Below are 10,295 nucleotides of genomic sequence, written 5' to 3' on the forward strand. Positions count from 1 at the left end.
TTCTGTGATTTTACAAGAATCTTCGGACATTTAGCTTTCAGCCTTCAGCTTTGAGCCGTTTGCCGCTCGTCCTCTGTCTATCGTCTACAGTCCAGCGCGCAATGTCAATTTTACAGCCGTTTCCAAATGCGTCAGCTACAGTGCGTAAAGCCTTGGGCATACAAGAAACGTGGAGCGAGTGCTTTGCACTTACATTTTGCTCCCAGGCGTGAGCAAGACGCGCACACTCAGTTGATGTGGCTTATGCAAACGAAAATTGCTGTCAGCCTGTCAATTTTGAGTGACCCAGAGCGACAACACTCCCAGCGTGATTGCGGCTACTCCAACTTGAAACAGCATCGGGTTGACGAGTATTACTATTACACCAACTGCAACCATGACCGTTCCAATCAGTTTGATCATTTTGCTTACCAGCCAACGTCTACTTCCTTCTTCATGGCGGCAGCGAAAAATCGGCAAAATTGTTAAAAAAGCTGTAAAACGAGAGAGCCTCTAAGCAATGTGGCTTAAAGGCTCTCTCAGTCAACATCCAGTTGAGATGGCACTTTTAGTCTTGTGTCGTCCACCGTGCAGTGAGACGGGTGCGATCGCCGACCGACTCAGTGACCCAAATCATCGTCAATTTCGGTGTGTGTAAGGGTCTGAAAGGTGTACATTCAGCACGGGGGGCAAGTGCAGTGGGTTGTGTGTGAGGTGTAGGTTGCATATTGGGGGCATCCATTTTGTAAACGTAGCTACTAATATGAGACTTCTTTGAGGCGAATCGGGTGACTGGCGACTCAGCTTGAGAGTGATTTTTCTCTGAAAAACGTGTGATTTGATGTTTCCTGATCAGGAAAGGAGTCGCTATCCCTGTCTGCACCTACGCTCTAGAGTCAAACAGTTACTTCTGCAGCCGAACCATTTATGAACTACGAAAAACGAATGAGACGGCAACCTTCTGGTTTGACTTCTCTTGTTTTCATCGTGTTATGCAGTCGCTTACTAGTTTTTTTGCTAATGCTAGTAGTCCCTGCTCTTTCATCAGCCGATCCGAGAGTCGTTCAAGGTTGGCAAGCGTTCGCAAATTGGGATGGCGTTTGGTATCAAAAAATTGCCACCTTTGGCTATGAATATATTCCCGATGGGCACTCCCATTCGGTTGCCTTTTTTCCTTTATTTCCTTTGCTTTCCCGTAGTTTAATGTTGCTGGGTCTACCGTTTCCGATCGCTGGTATTATGGTGAGCAACCTGGCGTTCATCGGCGCTTTACTAACAGTCTATGCCTGGACGCGGGAGCAGTTTAACCAAACCGTTGCTTATTGGTCGGTGATCGTTCTCGCCTGGTGTCCGCTCTCGTTGTATGGCTCGCTTGCGTATACTGAGGGTTTATTCCTTTTACTGAGCACGCTCTCTTTACGTGCCTTTGAAAAAGGCCATTACGTTTGGGCAGCAGGCTGGGGAGCACTCACAACAGCGACCCGTATTACTGGAGTGACGCTCATTCCAACCTTCGTGTGGTTGGCCTGGCGACAGCGGCGATCCTGGCTTGCTTATTTTGCCGCTTTTGCAAGTGGAATCGGCTTGATGTTATATAGCAGCTATTGTGCTTTGAAGTTTGGTGATTCCCTCATCTTTCTTCATGTGCAGGCAGGCTTTGGGCATCGGTCTTCGATCAGTTTTGACTGGTTCCATTGGGGACAAAATCTGATCTATGGAGCGGTTGGCCCAGTTGATTGGAGCAACGGTCGGTTGAAACATCCGCTGCATTCAGTACAACTCTTATGCATTGGTGTAGCAGGCTTTTGGGTCTATCGCGATCGCTTGAAACTTCATCCAATGCTTTTTCAAGGCTTGAGCTTCTTGTTGCTTCTATGGCTCTGGTTACTGTGGGGTGATGGTTGGATCAAGACGCTTGCGGTGTTTGGTGGCGGCTCTTTGCTGTGGCACTATCGTCAACAAATGAAACCAATCCTTTTAACGTATGGTACGTTTGCGTTGCTGGTCGTGCTCTTTTCTGGGAGTATTGTTTCTAACGATCGCTATGCTTATGCCATTATGCCTCTTTCAGTTGCAGCTGGTCTCTTACTGGCTGATCATCCTAAGATAAGAACGCCCCTCTTTTTATGGGCTGTCGTTGTACTGATCAGCTTTACTATTCGTTTTACTGAAAATAAATGGGTTGCGTAGAGTCTCTTTGTAACCATAGTGAATACGAAGCTTGTTGCGTTCAATGAAAACACAACAACGATACAAAAAAATCCAGACTATTAGGAGATTTCTAGCAAACAAAAGACTTGTAGGGGTAGGTTTGACACCAAAACGATTGGCTGGTGACAAAGACGCTGGCAAACCCTGCCCTCTACCAAACGTTACTTTTTTCTCGAAAAATCACCTTAAGCAACTGTTTTTAGAGTCGTTGTTTTGCCCTATAAGTGCCTGCGATCGCATTGATATGGATAAAGCAGGGAGCGATCGACCATATCGGAAGTAATCATCCATTTCACACAAATGTTATTGAACCTATAAAGTCATGACATCTTTACCGTTTTATATTGTCGATGTGTTTGCTGAAACGAAATATGCTGGCAATCAGTTAGCTGTCTTCACCGATGCTGAAGCGCGCTCTTCGACCGAAATGCAGCAGATTGCCAAGGAAATAAATTATTCCGAAACGACGTTTGTTCTGTCATCTGAGGCACGATCGGGTGGGTATGATGTGCGCATTTTCACCCCCGCCAAAGAGCTACCTTTTGCGGGACATCCCACGCTGGGTACCGCTTTTATTCTTCAGCATGAGATTATCAAACAACCTATTGAAACAATCGCGCTGAACCTTAAAATTGGGCAAATTCCTGTTAGTCTCCTCTATGAGAATGGCTTGCCTGATGTGCTGTGGATGCAGCAGCGATCGCCCGTTTTTGGTGAGACGTTTACCGCGGAGACGATCGCACCTGTCCTTGGCCTGGATGTGACCGATATTGACACAAATGCTCCCATTCAGGATGTTTCGACTGGTGTTCCCTTCATCATCGTGCCCCTCAAAACGCATCAAGCTCTGAAACGAATCAAGGTGAACAAAGATCGCTACTTTGCATTGATTGAAAAGACACAGGCAAAAGAAATACTGGCCTTTTGCCCAGAAACGTATCATCCTGAAAACCAGCTGAGTGTGCGTGTTTTTGCCGACTCGCTAGGGATTCCTGAAGATCCCGCAACTGGTAGCGCTAATGGCTGTTTGGCAGGGTACTTAGTGCAATACTCTTATCTTGGCAAGCCATACATCGATCTGCGCGTTGAACAGGGGCATGAAATAGGTAGACCGTCTCTCTTGCTGCTCAAAGCGACAAAAACAGCGACTATTCAAGTTTCTGTTGGTGGTCGAGTGATTCTGGTGGCTCGTGGTGCGTTTGTGTAATGACGTTTGGGGCGCACTCGTTGATGCGGATGCTCAAAGGTTATATCAGCAGCCTGTTTGATCCAGAATTTGTGTCTACAGGGTTGAAGACGGCGGTTTTTGTCGGTTCTTTACTCTTTGTCATCAACCACGGTCTGGCGCTTTTGCGGGGCGAAATGAACCGCGAACGCTGGATCTCGGTGATCGCTACCTATGCAATGCCCTACCTCGTCAATGTTTACGGCCAATATAGCTATCGTCGCAAACTGGACGGAAAGGGTGCCGCTGCCGACGACGACTGACCCGCTACGATCGCTGCGATAGGCTCGGCTTCACAGCCGCAGCGCAAGTGAGATGTTAGGCAAGTGAAGAATATTTACTAGTACGACTCATTTTCTTCTTTTTTGATCGCGGTCGATTGCAGCGCTTTAAGCTCTTCAAGCTGTTCCTCTACGCTTTTGAGGACTTGATCCAAAGCGGGCAGAATGCTCATTTGATCGGGACTGTGTAAGGGATAAAAGCGCGTACGAGCGCGAATTTCATTGACTTTATACTGCAGTTTTTGCGCGATCGTGAGGGCATCACGGCTGAGGCTAGCAAGCTGCTGCTGCTGATAAAACTTCAGAGCGGCTCCTCGTAGCACTTGAACGGTAGCTTCTTCTCCGTGCGCTCCTGGCATCACACGTAAACGTAGCAAGAGACGCTGTTTCTGATGGAGCCGTTCAATTTCAACCTGTTTGGGCTTTTGGACTGGAATGAGGGGCAAATGAGTCAACAGCTTCAGCTCGTTAATCACTCCTTGAATGACATCTAGCGGCAGCTCTTCTAAAACTGATTGCAGCACACCGTTTTGGCTCCACAGAATGCGCCCATGCTGTGCTTGCCGTTCAAAGTAAAGTCGCCCGATGCCATCAATGAGCAGCCGTCCCAATAGTTCTACTAACAGTTCGGCAGGCGGGAGGTTTGCGAGCACTGCAATCGGTTCTGAAAGGTGCTTTGGTTCGACTGACAAGTTCGGCAGCGCATCGCTAGGGATCGAGATTTCGGGCGGTGTGGACTTTGCAGTTAGTTGTTCAGGCTTCAGAATGAACGTTTCTCGCAAGGGGTCTGCCTGTTTGGGTCGATCGAGAGGGCGATCGGGTGCCATTGTCTCTTGCTTTGTCTCTTGCGCTATCGATCGCGCCTCTACTGGTGTCACCGGAACTGGCGTGACGGGAGCTGGTGCTGGCGTAAGTACAGCCGGTGGTGGAGCCGGTGGTGGAGCGATGTCTAGATCCTGAAAGTTGAGATCTTCAGGGCTATCAACCAGGAATGTCGGGTGCGAGTCCTGATAGAGGTGAGGATGTTCGGCATCGATTGCGGCAACCTTGGCATCTGATACGCCATTTTTGGCAGCTTCTTTAGTCAGCCGCTGACCAGTATGCGCGGCGATCGCCCGTGCTGTGGTGGGGCGACTGAGTGGCTGCTTTTGGCTACCCGTATAGCTTAGATAAGCAGAGAGTGCGGCATGGTGAACATCCGTAGCCAGCGGCTGTGGCACAAGTGAACAGTTCATATAGGCCAGAATGCGCCGCACATAGTCTAACGCAGCCGTGTCATCCAGATTAACCATACCTAGCTTGAGATGGCTGCCTTCCAGTGAGAGCGGCAACAGTTGGTGATAAAGACACGCCTCAAAAGGGAGAATGCTGTCAATGAGACGAAACACTTGCTCAGTATTAAACTGAGCTGTCCAGTCAGATTTGGGCTTTGCTGACGCTACAAAGTCCTCTAAATCTGCTGTCTGGGCTTTAATTGGGTCGCCTGGTGAAAACACCATAGAAATTTACCGAGCCTGTTTTTGCGATCTTGTACCGTTTGCGATCTCAATGGCCGCTCTCTTGATACGTTAGGTGACTGGCAAAAATGCTGCCAATGGTCTTGTGCGCTGTATGGAGAAGTGATGGAGAGAGAAGTAATGGAGCAGATAGGCCGTAGAGCTGAAGGTTGCTTGGCTGTGAAAACTAGAGTTCAACTGGATGCATTACAACTGCACCAATCAGCTTGTGATACCGCGATTGTGGGCTTGAGGGGGCACAGTTGCTGAAGCGATATGTCAAGAGCGATCGCCCATCAGCATGGGTCTCATGGAGCCTAGCGAGATAAAGCAAGGTCTTAAATCTAGCTTATGGCAAAACGTGGGTTGACACCTACCTTCGTTGCTTGCTTCACAGTCAATCTAAGGTTCTCAACCAACCCTTCATGTTGACTACTACTTTCTAGCATGTTCTACGGCAGTGGATGTGCCTAAAGGCCGCACTTACCTGAGCATGCACTCACTTAAGTATCAATGGCTGGAGCGCGCGCTGACTTACAGTCATAGGTTATTCCAAGATGGGTGGCCGAACGATCGCTATACCGTTGCTAATGGTTGGCAAGTTTGTCTCATGATGCGTCAAAGTCCTCTGTTCAAGCTTCTCCGTGTTTTCTTTAAAGCCTAGCTGTTGCGGTCTGGCGCGTTCCCTAACCAGGCAACAACTAGCTCTTGTTGATTTTTGGAGGCGAAAACCCGGACGGCGTGGTAGTTAATTTTTTCGCGGAGGCGATAGACTTGCCGGACAGGCATATCGAGTGCTTCAGCGATCGCTTCTTGTGAACGACCCTGGAGATACAGTCGCAGCCATTCCGTAGCAGTGGAGCCGAGCTTATCCAAAAGGTAGGCTTCAAAGCGTTGGCAAACGGCAGCGCGTAGTTCTTGCTGCTCTTCTGCTGATTGGGCATCCTGGTATTGAGAAACGGCTTGGGAATCCAGCAAGCTAATAGAGCCTTCAGACTCATCAGGCGAAATTTCTTCGGACACCAAGCGGATGAACTCTTGTGCAGGGACCTGGGTCATGCCACCCCGCTGCGATCGACGCAGATAATTGACAAAGCGGTAAGACAGCAGCGGCTGATTGCGGATGGGGCGGAGACAATACTCTTCCGTACTGGCTAGCAGCAGAGCATTGCGCAAGCGCGCATCATCAGTGCATTTAGAAATCCAAAGAATCTGCTGCTGCATGTAGGTATCAGTCTGCAGCAATTCTTGAATCACTTCTTGCAGCACATCGACCACTGTGCGTTGCCGATCGCGAGACAAGGCAATCCATGTCCGAATTTTGTTACGAATGAGAAAAAGGCTGCTCAACCGCTGGATCAGGCTTTTGTAAGCTCGCTCAGGGCCAAAACCAAGATACCGCTGGCGCAGAATCCGGTAGCGATAGTCCATTGCCTGCTCAGCAATCTGCCGAGCGGTCGGTGTGATGTCATCAAACCGAGCAATATTATCACCAATAAGCCAGCGCACGATACTTTCGCGCGCCTCAGCGCTTTGGCTTGGTATATCTGCTTCCAATCGCGATCGCCATTCGGTGGTCAGTACTTCAGCCAATACCATCGGTTTAGTCAACACCATGAGGTTGTCATCCCAGTCGTTCTAAACGCCCTCTTCAAAGAGTTTGCCTTACCTTGCCTCTTGAGCACACCACCCACAATGGGTAATCTGGGTTTCCAACTTCAGAAAACTGCGATTGGCGACTGGTTTTCGATCGCCTGTGCAGGACATCGACGATCGGCATAACTAGCATTGTACTGACCGTATTCAAAAGTTCAGCATTTTGAACGTTGAGTTTTACGCGATCGCGTTGGTTAGCGGTCAGCGGTCAGCAAAATCTAATGCCTGATGAGAACAGTAGTTACGCAGACAGTAGTTACGCAGATAGTGGGATTCTCCACGAGCATAGGCGCTTGAGCATCCAAGCTAAGCTGTACCCAGAAATCCGATTGCTTCGAACCGATAGCTGATAGCTGATAGCTGATAGCCGACTGCTGATAGCTGATAGCTGACCGCTGATAGCTAATCTGGAAGCTGGCTCATTTGTTCCAGGTTCAGCACCTCTGCCAGCGTTTTAGCGTCCATCAAGCCGCGCTCTAGCACGATTTCACGAAGCGATTTGCCTGTTTCGAGAGATTCTTTCGCCACAGTAGCGGCGTTGAGATAGCCAATGTGCGTGTTGAGAGCGGTCACTAGCGCGAGACTGCCTTCTGCATAGGCAAGGCATCGATCGCGGTTAGCAGTAATCCCTTTGATGCCTTTCTCTGCGAGTGCGGCGATCGTGTTGCCCAAAATTTCGATGCTGTGAATCAGGTCGTAGGCAATGAGGGGCATCATCACGTTGAGTTCAAGCTGTCCGGCCTGAGCGGCAAAGGCGATCGCGGTATCATAGCCCATCACCTGAAAGCACACCTGTGATGTCATTTCTGCCATTACAGGGTTATACTTTCCGGGCATGATGGACGATCCGGGCTGCACAGGCGGCAGTTGAATCTCTTTAAAGCCCGTCTTGGGGCCAGAATCGAGCAGGCGCAAATCGTGGGAGATTTTGACGCAATCTTGCGCCAGGTTTCGTAGCGAACCGGAAACATTCACAAACGGAGCCATGCTTTGCATCGCTGCCATGAGATTTGGGGCTGGTCGCAGCGGTTGGTCGATCAAATCAGACAGAATTTCTGCTACGCGAAAGCGGTACTGCGGATGGGTGTTGAGACCTGTACCTGCTGCACTCCCGCCTAAGCCAAGAATCATTAGATCTTTAGAAGCCGTTTCAATCCGGATAAGATGCTCGCTCAAAATCTGTGCCCAGGCGCGGAAATTGTCGCCCAACCGCACAGGCACAGCATCTTGTAAATGCGTTCTGCCCGATCGGATCACATCTTGAAATTCCTGCGCTTTGGCTTCGAGCGCTGTGATCGCGCCTGACAATGCCGGATACAGCGATCGCTCCAGTGCCAGCAGTCCACCAATCCGAATCGCGGTCGGAATCACGTCATTCGTGGACTGCCCGTAGTTCACATGATCGTTAGGGTTCAGCCGTTTGTAGTTGCCCTTCACATCGCCCAGAATTTCTAGTGCTCGATTTGCCAGCACTTCATTGACGTTCATGTGATGCGACGTGCCAGCACCCGCCTGATAGACATCCACCACGAACTGATCGCGCAGCTTCCCATTCAGCACTTCGTTGGCTGCTTGCACGATCGCCTGACTGATTTCGGGCGTAATGCAGTTGAGTTCACCGTTGGCGATCGCGGTTGCCTTTTTGATCAACACGCAGGCATCGACATAAGTTGGTAAGGGCTTTAAGCCGCTAATGGGAAAGTTCTCGATCGCCCGCAGCGTTTGAATGCCGTAGTACGCGGTATCGGGAAGCTGCCGATCGCCCATCGAATCTTGCTCAACGCGATACGCTTCTGGGTTGGTCATAAGGTTTTCTGGGGAATCTGGTCTGCTTACTCTCTCCACCAATATTCCACAAGTTAGCGCCGAAGCAGTTATTTGCGCTACCTCCGTCCCAGAACAAGACGATCGTGACAGCGACTTCCACTCAGCCACGCCGTCTCCAATCTACAGCTTTCAGCGCTCTAAGATGAGAACAGAATCATACAGATGGCATCAGCACTGGGATGATCTGCTTTTGATGCTTGCGATAAATTTGAAAATCACTGTCGAGCGTTAGCAATAGGCTACTGTTGTGCTGCTCTGACATCCGTACCAGACACGCATCGGCTAGAGACATGGGTACCGATCGATAGCTAGTCATAAGCTGCCTCACAGCGATAATCTCTGTCTCTAATCGAAAAGGAAGCTGAATATAGGCATCTGCAAGCAAGGAAAGCACCGTTTCTTCGCCTGCATGAGTGTTACGGAGCAAAAAACGCGCTTCGGCAATGACCGCTTCACAAGTGAGTAAAGGCGGTTGGATCGTTGCTAGCTCAGTTGTCGCCCAGCGGTAAAACTGATCTTGAGGTTTAAGGAAGGCAACTAATGGTCCTGTGTCTAATAAAACCTGTCGCCTCATGCTTCACCAAAACCTTCCATATGCATCTTGTTGGTCGATAAGTCGGCTGGACCATCCTCTAAACAACCAATGTATTTCCTGGCAGCGTCCAGAAAGGATACGGCTGTAGCTTCTGTTTGCTCATTGTTTGCCGTGCGCTCGCGCTTGCTTTCAAGAAATTCTGCAAAGTCTAGAACTTCTTGCTGCTCCAGTGGAGATAAATGTTGTAATGCTTCTAACACTCGCTGTTGAACAGGCTGCATAAGTCTCTCTCAACCCCATCTACCACAGTTTGTAGGATTGCCCTAAAGCCATGATAGCCTCGGATTTCCTATCATTTCACCGACACCCTGATACACGGCTTCGATCGCCTGTGATTCAGTCATGCATTTAATCTGATGGACGATAACTTTAGTGGAGCGATCGCGCTCAGCCTCAATCGAGCGATCGCCTGATCGGGTGTGGTTGGGTTTCGCTTCACTTCGTGGTTGATGAGCAAAGGTTTGACAAGGCTTAACTCAAGCGGCGGCGAGGGGCGATCGTACGGTAGTCGATACTTGTAATAGAATGAGCAGAAAGCTGTTTACAATTGAAGTCCTTAGTGTGCGGTGCAGCCTCCCCTTATCTGCCAGCTAGAAATAATATTCAGGAAGCTCTTCCTTAATAATGGCTAGAAAGTAGGCAGACACACCTGATTTAACGGAAAATTTCAAGGCTTTTTAATGGCAAGAAAATCAATCCCCCTTAACACAATAGACGAGGTTTTGCTGCAATCACGTAGGAGATGTGCCATTTGTTTTGGGCTAAAGTTTGACACCAGAATTAAGCATGGACAAATTGCTCATTTAGACCAGAATAATACTAATGCTGATGTAGATAATCTTGTTTTTCTGTGTCTTCATCATCACGATGAGTATGATAGCAAAACAAGTCAGTCAAAGGGTATGACTGTTGGTGAGGTAAGAACTCATCGAAAAGAGCTTTACTCATATAAGTAGATCAGGCTTGAAAAGCTCCGGTATGTAAAGTTAGATGGAGGTATCGATTTCAACGATTTGGAGGTGCAG

Annotated in this window: 10 protein-coding genes; 4 read left to right on the forward strand and 6 right to left on the reverse strand. The window is 49.0% G+C overall.

All coding sequences use genetic code 11. From position 1 onward, the window contains the following. Positions 1-243 precede the first annotated feature (243 nt). Complete coding sequence (locus C7B82_RS30810) at positions 244-468, forward strand: hypothetical protein (RefSeq protein ID WP_106261119.1); 225 nt, start codon at positions 244-246, stop codon at positions 466-468. Positions 469-547: 79 nt separating this feature from the next. Here C7B82_RS30810 and C7B82_RS32880 read toward each other — a convergent pair whose 3' ends face one another. After that, entirely contained in the window at positions 548-706 is a 159-nt protein-coding gene (locus C7B82_RS32880; protein WP_181357801.1) for a hypothetical protein, read from the reverse strand. Positions 707-999: 293 nt separating this feature from the next. Here C7B82_RS32880 and C7B82_RS30815 point away from each other — a divergent pair, with 293 nt between their 5' ends. The 3 genes from C7B82_RS30815 (at position 1,000) to nrtS (ending at position 3,678) form a co-directional block, all read left to right on the forward strand. Further along, the gene (locus C7B82_RS30815) at positions 1,000-2,169 is read left to right on the forward strand and encodes a hypothetical protein (RefSeq protein ID WP_146141320.1); all 1,170 of its coding nucleotides are present in this window, start codon (positions 1,000-1,002) and stop codon (positions 2,167-2,169) included. 343 nt (positions 2,170-2,512) lie between these two features. Next, positions 2,513-3,397 (forward strand): PhzF family phenazine biosynthesis protein, encoded by an 885-nt coding sequence (locus C7B82_RS30820; RefSeq protein WP_106261122.1) that lies wholly within the window; start codon positions 2,513-2,515, stop codon positions 3,395-3,397. Further along, a complete protein-coding gene (gene nrtS, locus C7B82_RS30825) occupies positions 3,397-3,678 on the forward strand; it encodes a nitrate/nitrite transporter NrtS (protein ID WP_245940174.1) in 282 nt (93 codons plus the stop codon). The genes C7B82_RS30820 and nrtS overlap by 1 nt, the downstream gene beginning before the upstream one ends. Before the next feature lie 77 nt (positions 3,679-3,755). Here nrtS and C7B82_RS33460 read toward each other — a convergent pair whose 3' ends face one another. The 5 genes from C7B82_RS33460 to C7B82_RS30855 all read right to left on the reverse strand — a co-directional run bounded on the left by C7B82_RS33460 (position 3,756) and on the right by C7B82_RS30855 (position 9,491). Then, positions 3,756-5,195 carry an ATPase, T2SS/T4P/T4SS family gene (locus tag C7B82_RS33460; protein WP_219904774.1) on the reverse strand — a complete coding sequence of 480 codons (1,440 nt, stop codon included), beginning with the start codon at positions 5,193-5,195 and terminating at the stop codon, positions 3,756-3,758. Positions 5,196-5,852: 657 nt separating this feature from the next. Next, positions 5,853-6,791 carry a HetZ-related protein 2 gene (locus C7B82_RS30835; RefSeq protein WP_181357804.1) on the reverse strand — a complete coding sequence of 313 codons (939 nt, stop codon included), beginning with the start codon at positions 6,789-6,791 and terminating at the stop codon, positions 5,853-5,855. Positions 6,792-7,250: 459 nt separating this feature from the next. Next, the gene (locus tag C7B82_RS30845; RefSeq protein WP_106261127.1) at positions 7,251-8,654 is read right to left on the reverse strand and encodes an aspartate ammonia-lyase; all 1,404 of its coding nucleotides are present in this window, start codon (positions 8,652-8,654) and stop codon (positions 7,251-7,253) included. Between the two features lie 175 nt (positions 8,655-8,829). Continuing rightward, the gene (locus C7B82_RS30850; protein ID WP_106261128.1) at positions 8,830-9,249 is read right to left on the reverse strand and encodes a type II toxin-antitoxin system VapC family toxin; all 420 of its coding nucleotides are present in this window, start codon (positions 9,247-9,249) and stop codon (positions 8,830-8,832) included. Then, positions 9,246-9,491 carry a DUF2281 domain-containing protein gene (locus C7B82_RS30855; protein ID WP_106261130.1) on the reverse strand — a complete coding sequence of 82 codons (246 nt, stop codon included), beginning with the start codon at positions 9,489-9,491 and terminating at the stop codon, positions 9,246-9,248. The genes C7B82_RS30850 and C7B82_RS30855 overlap by 4 nt, the downstream gene beginning before the upstream one ends. Between the last annotated feature and the right edge of the window lie 804 nt (positions 9,492-10,295).

This window comes from Stenomitos frigidus ULC18 (assembly GCF_003003795.1).
Lineage (GTDB): Bacteria > Cyanobacteriota > Cyanobacteriia > Leptolyngbyales > Leptolyngbyaceae > Stenomitos > Stenomitos frigidus_A.